The sequence below is a fragment of the Pantoea sp. WMus005 genome (assembly GCF_013415305.1).
Classification (GTDB): domain Bacteria; phylum Pseudomonadota; class Gammaproteobacteria; order Enterobacterales; family Enterobacteriaceae; genus Pantoea; species Pantoea rara.
The window spans coordinates 113559-130685 of record NZ_JACBXU010000003.1 but is presented as its reverse complement, the minus strand read 5'-3'; the positions used below and the strand labels follow the sequence as shown (position 1 = coordinate 130685).

18 protein-coding genes are annotated in these 17127 nt (G+C 52.1%); 8 read left to right on the top strand and 10 right to left on the bottom strand.

Translation table 11 applies throughout. From position 1 onward, the window contains the following. Window positions 1–205: 205 nt before the first annotated feature. The gene (locus HZZ01_RS13345; protein WP_179898058.1) at window positions 206–1276 is read left to right on the top strand and encodes a LacI family DNA-binding transcriptional regulator; all 1071 of its coding nucleotides are present in this window, start codon (window positions 206–208) and stop codon (window positions 1274–1276) included. Window positions 1277–1458: 182 nt separating this feature from the next. Further along, on the top strand, window positions 1459–1785 hold the full coding sequence (locus HZZ01_RS13340) for a hypothetical protein (protein ID WP_179898056.1): 327 nt from the start codon (window positions 1459–1461) through the stop codon (window positions 1783–1785). A gap of 109 nt (window positions 1786–1894) precedes the next feature. Here the strand turns inward: HZZ01_RS13340 and HZZ01_RS13335 are convergent, their stop codons facing one another. Continuing rightward, complete coding sequence (locus HZZ01_RS13335; RefSeq protein WP_179898054.1) at window positions 1895–2668, bottom strand: hypothetical protein; 774 nt, start codon at window positions 2666–2668, stop codon at window positions 1895–1897. A 773-nt stretch (window positions 2669–3441) separates the two neighbouring features. On the opposite strand from HZZ01_RS13335, the gene HZZ01_RS13330 reads away from it, so the two are divergent. After that, window positions 3442–4689, top strand: a complete 1248-nt coding sequence (locus HZZ01_RS13330; RefSeq protein ID WP_179898052.1) for a sensor domain-containing diguanylate cyclase — start codon at window positions 3442–3444, stop codon at window positions 4687–4689. Between the two features lie 106 nt (window positions 4690–4795). Here the strand turns inward: HZZ01_RS13330 and HZZ01_RS13325 are convergent, their stop codons facing one another. Then, entirely contained in the window at window positions 4796–5176 is a 381-nt protein-coding gene (locus HZZ01_RS13325) for a helix-turn-helix domain-containing protein (protein ID WP_179898044.1), read from the bottom strand. 98 nt (window positions 5177–5274) lie between these two features. Between HZZ01_RS13325 and HZZ01_RS13320 the strand changes: the two genes are divergently transcribed. After that, the gene (locus HZZ01_RS13320) at window positions 5275–6003 is read left to right on the top strand and encodes an SDR family NAD(P)-dependent oxidoreductase (protein ID WP_179898041.1); all 729 of its coding nucleotides are present in this window, start codon (window positions 5275–5277) and stop codon (window positions 6001–6003) included. 149 nt (window positions 6004–6152) lie between these two features. On the opposite strand, the gene HZZ01_RS13315 is transcribed toward HZZ01_RS13320, so the two are convergent. Next, window positions 6153–6539 carry a hypothetical protein gene (locus HZZ01_RS13315; RefSeq protein WP_179898375.1) on the bottom strand — a complete coding sequence of 129 codons (387 nt, stop codon included), beginning with the start codon at window positions 6537–6539 and terminating at the stop codon, window positions 6153–6155. A gap of 346 nt (window positions 6540–6885) precedes the next feature. Next, window positions 6886–8316, bottom strand: coding sequence for an amidase (locus tag HZZ01_RS13310; protein ID WP_179898039.1), 1431 nt, complete (start codon window positions 8314–8316; stop codon window positions 6886–6888). Between the two features lie 119 nt (window positions 8317–8435). Between HZZ01_RS13310 and HZZ01_RS13305 the strand changes: the two genes are divergently transcribed. After that, complete coding sequence (locus HZZ01_RS13305) at window positions 8436–9014, top strand: TetR/AcrR family transcriptional regulator (protein ID WP_179898037.1); 579 nt, start codon at window positions 8436–8438, stop codon at window positions 9012–9014. 107 nt (window positions 9015–9121) lie between these two features. Here HZZ01_RS13305 and HZZ01_RS13300 read toward each other — a convergent pair whose 3' ends face one another. The 5 genes from HZZ01_RS13300 to HZZ01_RS13280 form a co-directional block, all read right to left on the bottom strand. After that, window positions 9122–9346 carry a hypothetical protein gene (locus HZZ01_RS13300; protein ID WP_179898035.1) on the bottom strand — a complete coding sequence of 75 codons (225 nt, stop codon included), beginning with the start codon at window positions 9344–9346 and terminating at the stop codon, window positions 9122–9124. A gap of 261 nt (window positions 9347–9607) precedes the next feature. Beyond that, complete coding sequence (locus HZZ01_RS13295) at window positions 9608–10084, bottom strand: glutathione peroxidase (protein WP_179898033.1); 477 nt, start codon at window positions 10082–10084, stop codon at window positions 9608–9610. Between the two features lie 165 nt (window positions 10085–10249). Next, a complete protein-coding gene (locus HZZ01_RS13290; protein ID WP_179898031.1) occupies window positions 10250–11272 on the bottom strand; it encodes an NADP-dependent oxidoreductase in 1023 nt (340 codons plus the stop codon). A 180-nt stretch (window positions 11273–11452) separates the two neighbouring features. Next, complete coding sequence (locus HZZ01_RS13285) at window positions 11453–12235, bottom strand: SDR family oxidoreductase (RefSeq protein WP_179898028.1); 783 nt, start codon at window positions 12233–12235, stop codon at window positions 11453–11455. Between the two features lie 75 nt (window positions 12236–12310). Next, the gene (locus HZZ01_RS13280) at window positions 12311–13399 is read right to left on the bottom strand and encodes an alkene reductase (RefSeq protein ID WP_179898026.1); all 1089 of its coding nucleotides are present in this window, start codon (window positions 13397–13399) and stop codon (window positions 12311–12313) included. Between the two features lie 128 nt (window positions 13400–13527). On the opposite strand from HZZ01_RS13280, the gene HZZ01_RS13275 reads away from it, so the two are divergent. Continuing rightward, complete coding sequence (locus HZZ01_RS13275) at window positions 13528–14076, top strand: TetR/AcrR family transcriptional regulator (RefSeq protein WP_179898024.1); 549 nt, start codon at window positions 13528–13530, stop codon at window positions 14074–14076. A gap of 178 nt (window positions 14077–14254) precedes the next feature. On the opposite strand, the gene HZZ01_RS13270 is transcribed toward HZZ01_RS13275, so the two are convergent. After that, window positions 14255–15055 carry an SDR family oxidoreductase gene (locus HZZ01_RS13270; RefSeq protein ID WP_179898022.1) on the bottom strand — a complete coding sequence of 267 codons (801 nt, stop codon included), beginning with the start codon at window positions 15053–15055 and terminating at the stop codon, window positions 14255–14257. Between the two features lie 215 nt (window positions 15056–15270). Here HZZ01_RS13270 and HZZ01_RS13265 point away from each other — a divergent pair, with 215 nt between their 5' ends. Both HZZ01_RS13265 and HZZ01_RS13260 read left to right on the top strand, forming a co-directional pair. Further along, complete coding sequence (locus tag HZZ01_RS13265) at window positions 15271–15813, top strand: GNAT family N-acetyltransferase (RefSeq protein WP_255434231.1); 543 nt, start codon at window positions 15271–15273, stop codon at window positions 15811–15813. 322 nt (window positions 15814–16135) lie between these two features. Beyond that, complete coding sequence (locus tag HZZ01_RS13260) at window positions 16136–17116, top strand: DUF1852 domain-containing protein (protein ID WP_179898018.1); 981 nt, start codon at window positions 16136–16138, stop codon at window positions 17114–17116. The last annotated feature ends 11 nt before the right edge of the window (window positions 17117–17127 follow it).

Genomic DNA, 17127 nt, shown 5'->3' with positions numbered 1-17127 from the left:
AGGTTGGTGACAAACAAAATCGCGATAATGTGTGATGCAGTGCTAATAAAATGGCGGCATTTGTAAGGATTAGTGAATCAGATCACCAAATATTACTATGTGAAGGTGTTACTTTTACTTTTTTATCACGCAATGTGACTGCGGCAGTCTGGCTGGCACAGCGGCTGTGATACCATTCCGTTATCGGTTATCAGGGATGCGAATTATGAAATCAAAAAATGCCACCTTAGAGGATGTCGCCCGTCATGCTGGCGTGTCGTATCAGACGGTTTCGCGGGTTTTGAATAAGTCGGCAAACGTCTCGGAATCAACGCGGCGCAAGGTGGAGCAGTCAATTGAGACACTGCGTTACGTGCCTAACCGACTGGCGCAACAGCTGGTGGGTAAGCAGAGTACGACGCTGGGCCTGGTGACCACTTCACTGGCTTTGCATGCGCCATCACAGGTCGCTGCAGCAGTTAAACGTTATGCCAATGCAGCGGACTATCAGGTGCTAATCGCCATGATTGATGAGAACGTCAATCAAAGTCTGCAGAATTGTATCAATGAGCTGAAGTCGCAGCGGGTGGATAAGATGATTATTAACGTCCCGCTGGAGAGCATCGATGCCGAGAAGATCGTGCAGGAGAATGAAGACATTCTTTGCCTGTTCCTGGATGTCGATCCATACAGTTCAGTGTTTAACGTTTCGTTTAACCCGGCTGACGGGACCCGCGCCAGCGTTAAATATCTCTATGAGCAGGGGCACCGTGAATTCGCGCTGCTGGCCGGGCCAGAGCAGTCGGTCTCCGCGAATCTGCGGTTAAAGAGCTGGCTGGATACGCTGGAGAGTTATCGTCTGAAGCCGGTCAGCGTCAGCCACGGTAACTGGGATGCGCAGAGTGGTTATAACGGCGTGCTGCAACTGCTGCGGGAAGCGCCGGAATTCAGCGCGCTACTGGTGGGCAATGACCAGATGGCACTGGGTGTGCTGAGCGCGCTGCATCAGCGCGGCGTGGCGGTGCCGGGGCAAATCTCAGTGATTGGCTACGACGACACTTATGAAAGCGCCTTCTTCTATCCGGCGCTCACGACGGTCTCACTGGATCTGGATTTGCAGGGCAAAGAGGCGGTTGCACGACTGTTGTTAGCCAGTGAGCAGGATGAGCAGCGTTCTTCATCGATTCTGCCCGCAAAACTGGTGGTGCGCAGTTCAACTGGTAGCGCCGGGCAGCAGCAGCGGGATTTAAAGCAGATTGCCGAACAGCTGCGACTGATCGCCAGCCGGCTTGAGTAGTATGCCAATTCCTGAAGATAAAAAAGCATAAGAACGCACCGCTGCTATGCTCAGATCAGGATAATTATTCTGAATGTCGGACAAATTACCCGACTATCTGATGCTGTCGTGACGTGCATTCTGATTCGCGGTAGGCCCCCGATACATTCAGCCCGATTTTATTGGCTTCAGGGAGTGACATTATGCTGTGGCTTGAGCAGGGACTTTACCTTCGGATTGAGGAGTTAGCGCATGGCCCCAGGCCGCTGCCGCTTTCAAGTGGTTTTACGCCCCAGACGGCTTATCGCGCGCTGGGCTGTTTTAACCCGTCTGAAACTTCAGATGCTTACTACATCCTTTCAAATGACCGCGATGAAATATGGTTTATCTGTAATCGTCATCTGAGAACCGTTTTTCTTGATGCCAGTAATACAGCCTTTCGGGTGAAGATGCAGGGGCCTGCAGAGAGTCTGCCAGTGCTCTCCGCCGCATCCGATGGTCATAACATCTCTCTTGAACGCTCAGTCTGATTTCACTGCCTGTGGACGTAATGCATCAGAAAATAAAAAAGCCGCCATTGCTGGCGGCCCTGATGCATTTTGATGTGAGCGTTGCCGGTAAATCTGCCGGTGACGCTTTTTAATTTGCAGCGACGGTTTTCATTGCCGGACGCTGTGGCAGAACGACCAGGCAGGCGATAATGATCAGTGCCAGCGTCAGTGAGGCACCGTATCGACTCAGCGCCAGTCCACCTGCAGCAAGGGGTTTATCCAGGAAATCGCCGACGACGGCACCCAGCGGACGGGTCAGGATAAAGGCCGCCCAGAAGAGTGCCGTGCGTGAAAGTGACGTAAAGCGACTGGCCGCCCAGATGATCGCCAGCGCGCCAACAAACAACAGTATCCCGCCATCGTAGCCCAGACCTTCAGTGTCTGCCGTCCAGTCACCTAATGCCGTGCCCAGCGTCTGCGAAAACATAATGGTGACCCAGTAAAAACTCTCTGTGACCGCGTTGTTGACGGAGCTCACCGCGACCGTGCCACAGGTGATTTTCCACAGGAGGAGCGAGAGGATCAGCAGCGTACTCAGCAGCAGGGTACCGCCCAGATAACCAATGTTGAGGGAGCGATCGGCAAAATCTGCCATCGTTGTGCCGACCGTGGTTGTCGCTACCACAGTGAACCAGTAAATCCATTTATTAAAGCTGTGGCGATTAATCTGCACCACCACCGCGATCAGAAAAATGATGGCGAAAATCAGCGTTCCGGTCAGGTAACCCAGATTCATCGACATGGTCACCGCATCACCGCCGGTTTCACCCAGGGTAGTAGCAGCAATTTTGGTTAACCAGAAAGCCGCGGTAACGGCCGGTACTTTACTCAGAGAATAAGAAGCTGTGTTGTTATTTTGCATGGGTGAGACTCCGGAACAGCCCAACATGGGCTAATACAACAGTGAGGCTATAAGAATATTCTTAAGGAAACATTAAGCGGAAGGAATGCGATGACGTTTTTTTGATCTGCTCTGCAAAAGCTAAACAAAGGGGGATAAGGCATGCATGCCGGAAGATTTCTTTCGGGGCTTTTAGTTTTATCACTTTGTGGTAAAAGGATTTTTATGCGGGTAAGCAGAAAGGCATCTCTCAGATGCGCTCAGGGATTATCAGGCGCACTGAAAAGTATATCGCTGACAGCGCAATGCTTATGAGTAGCAAAATTAAAGAATAATGAGGGGGCCTGTATTGCCTGCACATGAACGCCTGACATTTATGCTGCCTCATTGAGCCACTAATTCTGATTGCCTGAACAGCATAAATATCGTCAAGGTTGCCAATGGGTAGGCATTTACCCAGTCAGACAGGATCGGACCGTTTAAAGCGCCCGCTGATGAGTAAACACGACGTGATTAAAGATTTAACCCTGATTAACCGATAAACATAAGCTCATACGGCTGAAGCTGCCTCCTGCAATTGACGTTTTACCTACCTCTCTGCAGTGAGCAACGTTTCGAAAACACGCCAGACAACCTGCCACGTCAGCTACCGTTCAGGACGGGTATTCCTGCAATAATAGCCCCGTCCCCGGAGCCCACTTCAGCTTCAGGCGGGCATTTATAGTTATAATCAGGTTAGTAATGACGCGTATTGAGCGTCATTAATATCGTCGGCAACGTCGGAGTCGGTCGCCATGTACACAATGATCAAACCCTCTTTTACCGCTGTCTGGTCTACAGACGCCCAGGGTATCTGCGTCGCCAGTCAGGAAAGCCCTGCGGGTCTTATGCCCGAACTCAGGGGCGTGACGCTGAGTTCATGGCTAAGACTGGCACAGGCTGACGACGATGCGAAAATCGCGCTGCAATTGACCGCAGCACTGGAATTGCTGACCCCTTTTCATATTGAAGTGCCAATCCTCTGTCTGGACGGCAAGACACGACGGGTTCTTCTTGCTGGCCTGCCGGATTGTCAGCCTGGTGCATCTCCTCTGCAATATAAAGGCTTCATTCTTGACGTGACCGGACAGCGTAAAGCGCTTGAGGATGCACTGCGCACCGCGGCAGAATATCGTCTGTTAATTGAAAACAGTACCGATCTGATTGCCCACTGCGACGCACAGGGCCGGTATGTTTCAATTTCGCCTTCCTATGGCGAAATAATGGGCTTTACCGCCGAAGAGGTCATAGGCCAGCTGGTGGTAGATTTCCTGCATCCCGACGATAAGGCGTTAGCAACTGAAGCACTGGAATGCCTTTTTAGCGGGGGCGTGTTGCCGGATGTGGTTGAGGTTCGCAAACTGCATCGTGACGGGCATTACATCACGCTGGGCACCAAAGCGTGTGGCGTCATCAACCCCAGTACAGGAAAAAACATCGGTGCCGTGCTGGTCTCACGCGACATCACGCGAGACAAAGAGCGGATGCGTGACCTTGAGAAGCTGGCAACGCTGGATACGCTGACCGGCCTGCATAATCGTGCCTGGATCATTGAGAAGGTGGGCTGCATGCTGTCGCAGGCGGACGACCTGGTCTTTACCACCGTGATGTTTATCGACCTGAACGGTTTCAAGGCGGTGAATGATCTGATGGGCCATGCAACGGGCGATGCGTTATTGCAACAGGTTAGCGAACGGCTACAACGCTGCATGCGTCCGGGCGATTCAGTGGCGCGACTGGGCGGAGATGAGTTCGTGGTGGCAGCGAAGTGCAGCAACCGTGAAACGGCATCCGCCATCGCTCAGCAGATTATTGACAGTCTGCATGAGCCGTTCGCCATTAATAATATGGATGTGCGTATCGGCGCGGCGATTGGCATCAGCCTGGCCCGCTTCGGGACGGCATCGGCCAAAATGCTTTTCGAAAACGCAGACAGGGCGATGTATCAGGCCAAAGCACGCCGTGATGGTTCATATCAGTTTTGCGCGTCGGTAGAGGAGTAGTTGCCATAGAAGATGTTAGGTTTCCGCTTTCGGACCTGCTTATCCTGAACTTATTCGCACATCGACCCGACGCTATCGACAAGCAGGAAGGCCGTCCGGGCTAAGTTCATGCAGATTCTTCGCTATCCCGCCCATCATAAGTCCCCTGTGCCAGTTCCATCGCTCCCCCATGTTGCTTCGCCCAGCTCACCAGCGCGATAAAAGGATCCTGCAATGTCCTGCCCAGCGGCGTGATCGCATACTCGACCGCCACAGGGGAGGAGGCAATCACGCGACGGCTCACCAGTCCGTTGCGTTCCAGTCGGCGTAATGCTTCTGTCAGAGACTTATGGGTGATGGGATCGAGTCTGCGCTTGATGGCGTTAAAGCGTGACGGCTGAGAACACAAAACGGTCAGAATCAAAACTGACCACTTGTTTGCCACCTGTTCCAGGATAGGGCGCGTACTGTTGATCTCGGCCAGTACTGCGGTGATATCAGTGGTCATGAGGTTTCCTTGAGGATATCTGGTGTGTATCAGGTGCGTAATTGACACCAAATATAAGAAATATACTATCGGGTGTCTACCCTCTATCCGGAGTTGAAATGATGAAATTACGTGGAAAGATTGCCCTGGTCACGGGCGGTAGCAGCGGTATTGGCCTCGCGGTTGCGCGTCGTTTTGTCCAGGAAGGCGCACGGGTTTTTATAACGGGCCGACGTGAAGCTCAGCTGGCTGAGGCTGTGGCGCTGATTGGCGGTGACATCGAGGCGATTGCAGGTGACATTACCCGCACAAGCGACCTTGAGCGTCTGTTTGACACCCTCAAGGCGCGGGCAGGCCGGCTAGACATCCTGGTCAACTCGTCTGGCCTGTCTGAACCTGCGAGCCTGGAAGAGACCACCGAAGAGCACCTTGATCGCATCTTTAATCTGAATGTGCGTGCCATGGTGTTGACGGTGCAGCACGCGGTGCGACTCATGAGTGAGGGCAGCAGCATTGTGCTGGTGGGTTCGATTGCGGGAAGCATCGCGAATCCCGGCTATGCTGCCTATTCAGCCAGCAAGGCCGCAGTGCGATCCTTTGCCCGCACCTGGAACAGCGAACTGACGCCACGTGGCATCAGAGTTAACACACTCAGCCCTGGCCCCACCGATACACCGATGTTTAGCCAGGCCAGCGATGAGATCAGGCAGACGCTGAGCGCACGGATACCGGCAAACCGGCTGGGTAATCCTGATGAAGTGGCGGCTGCAGCACTCTTTCTGGCGTCCGATGAAAGCAGTTACGTCAGCGGCACCGAACTGGTGATTGATGGCGGTATGACGGCCTAAAGGCGTCAGCGGCGAACGATGCGGGATAGCGCGGGGGTATGGCGGGGAGGGTTTTGACACATTAAGACGCTCTCACCATACCGTCCCCGCTAAGAACATGTCTAAGACTGATGTTTGCCTGCCTTAGATTTGTTCTGGTCCAGCTGTATTCATTGTGCGGCGGAACGTCGGTCCATGATCTCTTTAACGTAATGCTCGATAACTATGTGATGTTCATGGCTTATTTCCGCAATAAATAACCGCAGGAAAGCAGGTGTTGAGTGAAGTGTTTTCACAACCAGGTTATCGAAGTCTTTCTGAATAAAACGGTCATAGCCTTTTAGCGTCGAACGCTGAAGGACGGTATGCGCAATAATTTCGAGAACAGCACGTCTGTAATCATCAGAAAGCAGAATATCCAGATCGTCCCGGCTGATCTCAAACGCAAAGTTATAGCTGATAAAACCAGAATCAACAGGCAAGGAGTAGGTCAGTTTCCCCTCCTCTTGTGTCACATGAGGTTCATATCCCTCACCCATGAGGTGTACTGACTGCATCATATTAATCTCCTTCTTTTTCAGCCCTGGGTGATGACTTCAGCGCCTAAAATCACCGAAATCGATGTTTTTCCGCTTATAACGACCAGTGCGCGCATGCTCACGACCTCAGACCTTTTAATAGCCGAAGTTCCCGGTTGTTTACCTGGTCGCTAACAGCAAAACTGGCTAAGGGGTATGCCTGTAAAGGCGTGTCACGTCAACCCTGAGCAGTGAGCTGCTGGTATCCAGGCGCCTTTATAGGGTTGTCGCTTTTCCCCGCTATTTTAAAGACAAAAAATAGCAGGGAGGACGTTGATGCTTTCACCTTCTGGCAAAAACATCAGACGATGCTTCTGAACGGACTTTAGTGCCCAGCCCATACCGCCGGTTTTCTTGTCTGCCAAGGACAGGCGTTTTCAAGCTGCCCCGCCAGCGCCAGCAATAAATTCTCCTGATTAAAGCCTGCACAGAACTGCATGCCAATCGGCAGATTCAGGGAAGAATGAAAGCCCATAGGAACGGACATAGCGGGCGTTCCGCAAACGTTCGCCAGCGCAGTAAACGGTGACTGATTGAAAACGTGATGCATCCAGCCGCGCCCATCCACGTCATGCTGATGTTGATTGTACTCACCGAGCAGACCGGGCAGGGCGGGGAGAGTGGGTGTCAGCAGAATGTCGTAAGCCTGATAAAATTGCCCCATTGCTTGTGTGACGGCGTTTCGCATATGCATTGCACCGACCAGGTCAGTAGCCGTAAGAGAGTGGCCAAGTTTCCAGAGTGCGAGGCTTGCCGGTTCCAGCATCTCTTCATTAACGGGATTATTGGTTGCTGACGCTAGCGCATCGATCCAGGCTGCGGTATTGGCAGACCAGAAGCGGGTATTCAGTTCAACAAAATTGTCCCAACTGCCGATTTGGGGTGTCGCCTCCTCCACCTGATGACCCAGCGTGATAAGCAGTCCGATCGTTTTACTGAGCGCTTCGACGACTTCTGGCTGGCTGCGCTGACCGTTCAGCGGATGCGTCATTACACCGATTTTCAATGATCCTGGATTCTGAGATACGCAGTCATTCAGATTTGAATGGGATGCGGCGATGATAAAAGGATCACCTGCCTGATTACCCTGAACGGCGTTCAGTAGCGCAGCGGTGTCACGAACGGTTCGGCTGACGAATCCATGCACGGCAAGGCCAGACCAGACTTCATCGACATCAGGTCCCATGCTGATTCGTCCGCGGCCTGGCTTCAGCCCGAACAAACCATTCGCGGAAGCGGGCACCCGAATTGACCCGCCACCATCGGTAGCATGCGCAGCTGGCACCATGCCTGACGCTACAGCGGCAGCTGAACCTCCACTGGAACCTCCGGCACTGTGATCTGTATTCCACGGATTGCGCGTGCCGCCGTTAAAGCGTGGCTCCGTGGTCGTGCTTGCAGCCAGTTCGGGGGTTGTCGTACGTCCCAGAAGCACAAGTCCTGCTTCTCGAATTTTACGGGTCAGATTGGAATCCTGCGGTGAAACGTAACCGGCTGCCAGCCGGCTCCCCAGTTCATTCCGACGGTTTTTTACCGATATGCCCAGGTCCTTAACCAGCATGGGTACGCCCTGAAGCACGCCTGAGCGCAGGCCACGCTCATCATCCCAGACCTCAATGACGGCGTTCACTTTATCGTTCACTTCTTCGATGGCGTTGATGGCAGCATCTCTGACTTCCTGCGCTGTTACTTCGCCCTGGGAGATGAGTTCAGCCAGGCCGGTGCCGTCGAACGAGGTATATTCTGTCAGTTTCATGGTTTCCGCTTAGGGTTGCTTGTGCTTTAAAGGCACGCTTAAGTATACTGGATAGTATCTATTGATACTGATCGGTATCGTACGATACTAATTGGTATCGTTACAACAGGGGAAAACCTATGCACAGAACATCACAACCCCGGCTGCCTCCTCGCGAACGCATCCTGCAGGCGGCGGAAAGTCTGTTTTATCAGGAAGGAATTACCCGGGTCACCGTGGATGCAATCGCAGCGAAAGCGGAGTCGACAAAAATGACCCTTTATCGGCATTTCGCGTCCAAAGAGGCTCTGGTACAGGCCTGGATCACCTTACTGGTTGAGGATTACAACCGGGTATGGGAGGCGCTGGCGGAACGATACGGACAGCAACCGGATGCGCAGATTATGGGTTTTGCCCGTTATCTGAAGGACAACCTTGCGGGAACACTACAACGAGGATGTCCTTTCACAAACACCCTGGCAGAAACCACAGGTCAATTTCCTGAAATCAGGGAGCTGATCTTTGCCCATAAGAAGAAGCAGTTTAACAGGCTGGTTTCACTCTGCGGCGCAGCGGGCATTACCGATCCACAGACGCTGGCGAAAGAGATAACGCTAATCCTGGAAGGCCTGCAGGTGGTGGCACAGAATGACGCGTTTGAAGGTGCTGCAAATTTCGTGCTGCAGCGTCTGGAAGCTAAACTCAGGCTGCCTGTATGAAGGTGTAGCTCGTGAGTTGCCTGACGGGTTACGCTGAAAGTAGAGATAATGATCCGCTTTGAGCGCAAAGCGGATAGATCTTAGTGACTCTGACGTCTAAGCACCGCTCATCCCCGGAATTCCGTCCTGGCCTCCATGACTGCCACCACGACCTCCCAGACCGCCAGCGCCTGCGCTGCTGCCATTACTGCCGTTGCCACCTCTCCCGCCACTGCCTCCGTTGGCATCCATGTTGGTATTGCCAGCATGTTTGTGACGATGGTGTTGAGTGCCGGGGGTAGCCCCTGCGCCATTCCCACCATTCCCGCCGTTACCGCCATTTGATGCGCCATTCCCGCCATTTCCGCCATTCAGGCAATCGGTGCCGGCTACGCCATTCCTGCCATTCTGACCATCAGGGGAACCACTTTGCCCATCCCGGCCATTCTGGCCTTCGCAGGCAGCGAGTTGCGGAGTGTGAACAGACTGAGTATTCGCTGATACCGGCAGGCAACCTATCCCGAGCGAGAAGGGTACCAGGAATAATAAATGCTGGCTCCTGAACATCGTTAATTCATCCTCATCGTTGATGGTTATCAGCCACTGTCATGCCCTCAAAAGGCAGCAAGAATGGCGGCTTCCATTTTTTCCGGCGTGGTGGTCGGGGCAAATCGTTTGATCGGTTTGCCGTCGCGGCCGATCAGAAACTTCGTGAAGTTCCACTTAATACGACCACCCAGTACGCCAGGTAATTCACCTTTCAGGTAGTGAAAAATCGGGTGCGTTGAAGAGCCATTGACGTTCACTTTCCCAAACATCGGGAAACTCACTCCGTAATTGATGTGGCATGTCTGCGCGATCTCGTCGGCGTCGCCGGGTTCCTGCTTCCCGAACTGATTGCAGGGGAAGCCCAGTACGACCAGTCCCTGATCGGCATACTTTTTGTAAAGTGTTTCAAGACCGGCGTATTGAGGCGTAAACCCACAATGACTGGCGGTGTTAACCACCAGCACGACCTTCCCTGCGTAGTCGGCCATCGGGACAAGCTGACCATTCAGGCTGGAGGCAGTGAGTTGATAAAAGGGTGACATGTTGTAATCCTCAGAGCGGAACCTGTTTAGTGTCAACATTAGCACAGCGCGGACACCGGAGGGGATCAGGCGAAGCCGGTGCTCCTGGCAGGACCCGTATCCCTGCTTCGGACCTTACCGCCAGCGTTATTGATTATTTTCCACTTCTGACGTGAACCCGGGTGGTTATTCCTGATGAATTTTCACCACAATTTTTCCCTTCGCATGCCCGCGTTGCAGCCAGCCAAGCGCCTCCTGAGTTTCTGCAAAGGGAAAAACCTTGTCGATTACCGGTTTGATTTTCTCAGCTTCGAGCAATTTGCCAATTTGGGTAAGCTGATCGCCATCAGGGCGAACAAAGAGAAAGGAATAATCCAGTCCGCGCTTTTTTGAAAGCCGTAAAATTTTGCGGCTCATCAGGCCAAATATTATCCGTAGTATGATATTCAGCTGTCGGGTTCGTGCGAAGGCAACATCTAATGGCCCAATGAGAGAGATTATCTTTCCACCGGGTTTCAGAATATTCAGGGATTTCTCAATCAAATCTCCCCGGAGAGTACCGATGACGATATCGTAGCCACTCAGCACGTGTTCAAATGCCTGCTTTTTATAATCCACCACCTCATCTGCACCCAGTTGACGCACCCATCCTGCATTGGCTGAACTGGTTGTCGTTGCAACCTCTGCGCCCAGATGTTTCGCCAGCTGAATCGCAAAACTGCCTATTCCGCCGGAACCCGCCGGAATAAACACTTTTTGCCCAGGCTGTAAATGGGCTCTTTCTGTGAACGCCTGCCATGAAGTAAGACTAACCATAGGAAGAGAGGCCGCCTGCACGAAATCTAAGTTTTTAGGTTTCAGGGCCGCAAGACTTTCAGGGACAAGTGCAAACTCGGCCAGTGACCCTGTGCCTGTGTCGAAAATGCTGGCGAAGATTTCATCACCTGGACGGAATCGCGTTACACGACTCCCTGCCGCAATTACCACGCCTGATAAATCACTGCCGAGGGTAGCGGGAAGCTTAAAATGCAAAACCGGTTTGAACATCCCCCCAGGAATCATGTTGTCTATGGGGTTCAGACCCACAGCATAAACTTTAACCAGGATTTCATCTTCAGCAGGAGAGGGGTAATCCACATTTTCAAATCCCAGATCAGGGGATTTTCCGTAGCGCTTAAACGTAAAAGCTTTCATTGTCCGATTTTTCATTATTAATTTCTCGCATCAAGCTGAGGGCTATTCCGCACGACCTTATCCAGGATAAAGGCGGGCGCTAACCGGGGGACAAAATTCAGTGTTGTAGCCAGCGTTCCCGCCGTATAGCGCACCCTGGGTCGTGGTTTATCTCTCAGCAGAACCCTGTAAAAGGGCTCCGCTGAGCAGAATTAACTACAGCGTTTTGTATCGCTCTGCGGCCTCTTCCTGTCTGATGTCCGACAGCAGACCCTGACGGGAGGCATCAAGAACATCCCAGCGCTCAGCCTGGTGTAATGGCGGAATGGTCACGAGCTCGCGGCGGTCAAAACCCGTCATAGCGGCGTCAACCAGTTCGCCCACGTCCATCATTTTAGAAGCATGAGTGATGTCGATGCCGGCACGTTCCCAGATTTCGGTGTAAGTCCCCGCCGGGAGCACCGCCTGAACATAGATACCCTTTGATGACAGCTCAACGTGCATTCCCTGCGACAGGAAAAGAACAAACGCTTTGGTTGCGCCGTAAACCGTCATAGCAAATTCCGGGGCAAGTCCGACGATGGAACTGATATTGACGATTGAGCCACCTCCGGCCTCTGCAAAACGGGGAGCCACAGCACTGGCCAGCCTCGTCAGTGCTGTGACGTTAAGTGCGATGAGGCGTTCGATGGAATCAGGCGTCTGCCCGGTAAAACCGCCGGTCTGGGCGATACCGGCGTTATTGATAAGAATGCCTATCCGCGTGTCTTCCCGCAGGCGCGCTTCAACGGCGGCTAAATCACTCTTTACGGTGAGGTCGGCAGGCAGAACATCGACGGAAACAGGGTTTTCCTGTCGCAGCCGGGCCGCCAGCTCTTCTAATCTGTTCTGGTCGCGAGCAACCAGAATAAGATCATGTCCACGACGCGCAAAACGTTCAGCGTACACCGCACCAATGCCTGCTGATGCGCCCGTGATGAGAACCGAAGCTTTAGTCATAATTTTATCTTCTTCATTTAATTGATTGAAATTGCCGTCAGCGATGCACGCACAACTGCGATGCTCCTGGCGTTGTCAGGGGTTTTCGCTAAGCGCTGGATAATCGGTGTAACCCTGCGCACCCCCGCCATACAGCGTTTCAGGGTTAAGCGGGGCCAGTGGCGCTCCCGTCTTAAGTCTTTCGACTAAATCGGGGTTAGAAATGAAGGGGCGACCGAAGGCAAATAAATCGGCTTTGTCCTGTGAAAGATGGTCTGACGCCAGCGCCAGGTCATAACCATTGTTACCGATGTACGTATTTTTAAAGCGCCGACGCAGAGAAGCGTAATCGAACGGTGATGCATCACGTGGGCCGCCCGTCGTGCCTTCAACGACATGCAGATAGGTGATACCTGAAGCGTTAAGCTGGTCTGCAAGGTAGTCATATTGTGGCTGTGGATCGCTGCATGAAATGGCATTAGCAGGCGAGACGGGTGAAATGCGCACGCCCGTGCGTTCTGCCCCAATCTCATCTTTAACGGCCTCCACGACGTCCAGCAGCAGACGAGCACGATTTTCAACAGAACCGCCATATTCATCGGTACGCTGGTTTGCGCCATCTTTCAGAAACTGTTCCAGCAGATACCCATTCGCGCCGTGGATCTCAACACCATCAAATCCGGCGGCAATGGCATTGGCCGATGCCTTTCTGAAATCGTCGACAATCCCTTTTATTTCATTATGTTCGAGCGCACGTGGCTCAGAGACGTCAGCAAAGCCGTTGTTCACAAAGGTTTTAGTCTCGGCACGGATAGCAGACGGTGCGACCGGGGCAGCGCCTCCTGGCTGTAAATCGACATGCGAAATTCGTCCCACGTGCCACAGTTGTACAAATATGCGTCCACCTCTGTCATGCACCGCGTCAGTGACTTTCCGCCAGCCCGCGATCTGATCCTGCGTGTAGATCCCCGGCGTATCCTGATATCCCTGCGCCTGTTCTGAGATCTGCGTGGCCTCGGTAATCAGCAACCCTGCAGTGGCTCGCTGCGCGTAATAGGTCGCAGCCAGTTCACCGGGGACAAGGCCTGCTCCGGCGCGGTTGCGCGTCAGCGGTGCCATCACAATACGATTCGCAAGCGTGACAGCCCCCAGTTCATAAGGTTGAAATAAAGAGTGATTGGTCATGGTTATTCCTCAGCGGATGAGCGGATAAAAGCAACTTTTTAATGATGATGATCATAATCATTAAAGTCAACCGGTTTGATTATGATCATCATCAATGTATAATCAGGATCTGTTGCAGGAGAAATAAAATGAAAGTGTCTAAAGAGCAGGTACGCGAAAACCGGGTGCGGGTCGTGGAAACGGCGTCAGCGCTTTTTCGTCAGCGTGGTTACGATGGCGTAGGCGTCGCTGAGCTGATGTCAGCCGCTGGGTTAACACATGGCGGGTTTTACAAACATTTTGGGTCGAAAGAGGATTTGCTGGCTGAAGCGATGACCTGCGGTTTTATGCAGTCGGCAGAAAAAACCGAAGGGGTGAGTCGTGACGCGTTTATTGCGTATTACCTTTCCCGGCAGCATCGCGATGACATGGGAAAGGGTTGCGTGATGTCGGCTCTGGGCACCGATGCTGCCCGGCAGTCTGAATCCATCCGGGAAACATTTGCGGCCGGGATTGAGCGACAAATTGCCGTCCTCGAATCCGAAAATGTCACGCGTGAAGAGCTTTTAACGACTATAGCGCAGCTTGTTGGTGCACTCATGCTTTCGCGCGCTTGTCCGGAAAGCTCCGGACTGGCAGACGAAATTCTTGATGTCTCCCGTGCGCGTTTGCTCAGTCCGGACTCCAGTAAAGATTGAATGGGGGCTCCTGCCGTTCAACGGAAACAGGCCTGTGTGGCAAAGACTGAAACGTCCGGTCTGCTGGCGTTTGATTAATCGCTGCGGTAATGCGCAATCCGGACGTCCCGTTCCGGGTAAAGTTGCCACCAAAAAGTTATCAATCAATCAGCCACCAGCCTGTTTCAGTGAAGCCTACTCAACCGTTATCACGAAACCCTGGGTAAAGGCTCATTCCGCCATCAATAAACAGGGTGGTGCCATGAACGTAGTCAGAGAGATCGCTGGCAAGCCAGACGACGGCATTCGCCACGTCTTCAGCCGCACCGATGCGCCCGTAAGGGATGAGCCTTAACAGCTCTTTGCCTGCCTCGCCCGAGGTGCTTTCCTTATTGATGGCAGTTGCAATAGCGCCAGGTGCCACAGCATTAACACGGATCCGATCTTCACCCACCTCCTGAGCCAGACTTTTCATCAGCAAATCGACGCCGCCTTTTGACGCCGCATAGTTGACGTGTCCGGCCCACGGGATGAGCTGATGAACCGAGCTCATATGAATAATCTTACCCACGGCTCTGCTGAGTTCCGGTCGATGCTCCTGACTGCGGAACTGACGCAACGCAGCACGCGCGCAGAGGAATTGTCCGGTCAGATTCACGTTAATAACGGTATTCCAGTCCTCCAGCGTCATATCGATGGAGGCGGCATCTTTCTGAAGCCCTGAGTTCGCTACCAGGATATCCAGTCTGCCAAATTCAGCCAGGGCCCGGGCGAAAAGATTTTCTACGTCAGTCTCTTTTGATACATCTCCTTTCACTGCGATGGCACGGCCACCGTCTGCACAGATTTTTTCAACCAGTTCTTCGGCGGGTTCCGCCTGGCTGTGGTAGTTGACCACCACACTGGCTCCTTCTTTAGCGAGTGCTTCTGCGCAGGCATAGCCAAGACCCGAGCTGGCACCGGTAACCAGCGCAACCTGATTTTTAAGAGAAAAGATCATGAGGCTTCCTTAGATTTTGTAAATGATGAGCGTCTTAACCCCGCAGGCATCATCCCGGGATTGAATATCGCTAACACTGCGAAGTCCAGATACCCCTACTCTGTTAAACGGCTCGCCAGAGTGAGTGCATGGGTCTGAGCCACTGAATTATAGATGCGAAGTGCGGGGTTAGCCGTCATTACGGGCGGGTCAGGAATAGGTAGAGAGTGCGGTAGATGCATTTTGCTTCATCTGCTTTTATCCTGACCGTCGTCATAAGAAAGGGTATGAGCATGATAACAGTAGAAAAAGCAGATCCTCGTTCAGCAGCATCCCAGCTTCTGATAAGCAAACTGTCAGCAGAACTCGCGGCGATTACGGGTGATGATGGCAAAAGTAACTTCACCATGGACTCTTTGGAGGAGGAGAGATCGCTCTGGGTACTCGCCCGAAACCACAGGGGCGAGGCAGTAGGGTGCGGAGCAATCAGACCGTTAGCCGGGGATATTGCTGAACTCAAAAGAATGTTTTCAGATCGTAGCGTGCCGGCGATTGGTAATGCGTTACTCTCTTTCCTGGAAAAATCAGCCCTGAATATGGGGTATAGCCAAATCTGGCTTGAAACGCGATCTGTTAACCTTAAAGCAGTAAATTTCTATCAGAGAAAGGGTTATGAGCGTATTGAGAATTATGGTCCTTACATCAATCGCCAGGACGCAGTGTGCTTTGCAAAAATTCTGTCAAAGAACGCTATCTTCAGCGGCATAAAGACAGATTAAACTCATGATCTCGTCTGTTACTCCATGACGTCTTGCTGTCGTGGTCAGCAGGATCTCCCTGCTGCGAGGCGTTTCACACACGAATTTAACAGCTGGTGTTTTAATAATCGCTCGGCTCATGAAAAAAAAACCATTCCGCACATCCAACATGAATTTCCTTCATGTTCGTTGAAATTTAATCACTTTTTTTCAACTCATTGTTGAGGCATAAAGTAAGAATTGTTAATAACTTTGAGTCATATGAATGTGTGTAAAGGGATAGCAACGCTGGATAAACCCTTAACGCAACCCTTCATATCAGCGACCAGGATACCCGATAGCGATGAACAACTTAGCCTTTACCCTCAAGCGCATTCGTTTCGACGAAAACTATAACCCTTCGAAAAATACGCGGGCGACGACTAACTTCGCTAATTTAGCGCGCGGCGAAAAACGACAGGAAAACCTCCATAACGCACTGGCGATGATCGACAACCGTTTTAATGCGCTTGCGCACTGGGACAATCCAAAAAGCGATCGCTATTCTGTTGAACTTGAGATTATTTCTGCTGAGCTGAATCTTCGTCCCGAAAGTAACGACGAATTGTTCCCTGCGATTGAAATCTTAAAAACCCATATCGTGGATCATAAAACGGGTCAACGCATTGAAGGGATTGTTGGTAATAACTTCTCATCTTACGTGCGTGATTATGATTTCAGTGTCGTACTGGCAGAGCACAATAAAGGCCAGACAGCCTTCAGTCTGCCGGATGATTTTGGTCAGCTGCACGGTAACATTTTCAAAAGCTTCGTTAACTCAGCGGCCTATAAAGAGAGCTTCAGTAAATCCCCGGTTATCTGCCTGAGCGTATCGAGCAAAAACACCTACGTGCGCACCGGTAATCAGCATCCGGTACTGGGCATCGAGTATCAGCAGGATGAGCCTTCCCTGACTGACTTTTACTTCGGAAAAATGGGCCTGAAAGTGCGTTTCTTTATGCCGCAGGGCAGTGTCGCGCCTCTGGCCTTCTATTTCCACGGCGATCTGCTCAGTGATTACACCAACCTTGAGCTGATTAGCACCATCAGTACGATGGAAACCTTCCAGAAAATCTATCGTCCTGAAATTTATAACGCGAATTCTGCAGCCGGACAGTGCTACCAGCCCACGCTGCAGCATCAGGATTATTCGTTAACCCGCATTGTTTATGATCGCGAAGAGCGCAGCCGGCTGGCCGTCGAGCAGGGCAGGTTTACTGAGGCGCATTTCATTAAGCCTAATCAGACACTTCTCGCGCAATGGTCTGCTGAATTCGTTCTTTGATTAATTAAAAC

Bases quoted from the DNA above. Each gene is read 5' to 3' on its own strand.
- HZZ01_RS13345 (WP_179898058.1), top strand. From the start codon at position 206: ATGAAATCAAAAAATGCCACCTTAGAGGATGTCGCCCGTCATGCTGGC.
- HZZ01_RS13340 (WP_179898056.1), top strand. From the start codon at position 1,459: ATGCTGTGGCTTGAGCAGGGACTTTACCTTCGGATTGAGGAGTTAGCG.
- HZZ01_RS13335 (WP_179898054.1), bottom strand. From the start codon at position 2,668: ATGCAAAATAACAACACAGCTTCTTATTCTCTGAGTAAAGTACCGGCC.
- HZZ01_RS13330 (WP_179898052.1), top strand. From the start codon at position 3,442: ATGTACACAATGATCAAACCCTCTTTTACCGCTGTCTGGTCTACAGAC.
- HZZ01_RS13325 (WP_179898044.1), bottom strand. From the start codon at position 5,176: ATGACCACTGATATCACCGCAGTACTGGCCGAGATCAACAGTACGCGC.
- HZZ01_RS13320 (WP_179898041.1), top strand. From the start codon at position 5,275: ATGATGAAATTACGTGGAAAGATTGCCCTGGTCACGGGCGGTAGCAGC.
- HZZ01_RS13315 (WP_179898375.1), bottom strand. From the start codon at position 6,539: ATGCAGTCAGTACACCTCATGGGTGAGGGATATGAACCTCATGTGACA.
- HZZ01_RS13310 (WP_179898039.1), bottom strand. From the start codon at position 8,316: ATGAAACTGACAGAATATACCTCGTTCGACGGCACCGGCCTGGCTGAA.
- HZZ01_RS13305 (WP_179898037.1), top strand. From the start codon at position 8,436: ATGCACAGAACATCACAACCCCGGCTGCCTCCTCGCGAACGCATCCTG.
- HZZ01_RS13300 (WP_179898035.1), bottom strand. From the start codon at position 9,346: ATGGCGCATCAAATGGCGGTAACGGCGGGAATGGTGGGAATGGCGCAG.
- HZZ01_RS13295 (WP_179898033.1), bottom strand. From the start codon at position 10,084: ATGTCACCCTTTTATCAACTCACTGCCTCCAGCCTGAATGGTCAGCTT.
- HZZ01_RS13290 (WP_179898031.1), bottom strand. From the start codon at position 11,272: ATGAAAAATCGGACAATGAAAGCTTTTACGTTTAAGCGCTACGGAAAA.
- HZZ01_RS13285 (WP_179898028.1), bottom strand. From the start codon at position 12,235: ATGACTAAAGCTTCGGTTCTCATCACGGGCGCATCAGCAGGCATTGGT.
- HZZ01_RS13280 (WP_179898026.1), bottom strand. From the start codon at position 13,399: ATGACCAATCACTCTTTATTTCAACCTTATGAACTGGGGGCTGTCACG.
- HZZ01_RS13275 (WP_179898024.1), top strand. From the start codon at position 13,528: ATGAAAGTGTCTAAAGAGCAGGTACGCGAAAACCGGGTGCGGGTCGTG.
- HZZ01_RS13270 (WP_179898022.1), bottom strand. From the start codon at position 15,055: ATGATCTTTTCTCTTAAAAATCAGGTTGCGCTGGTTACCGGTGCCAGC.
- HZZ01_RS13265 (WP_255434231.1), top strand. From the start codon at position 15,271: ATGCATTTTGCTTCATCTGCTTTTATCCTGACCGTCGTCATAAGAAAG.
- HZZ01_RS13260 (WP_179898018.1), top strand. From the start codon at position 16,136: ATGAACAACTTAGCCTTTACCCTCAAGCGCATTCGTTTCGACGAAAAC.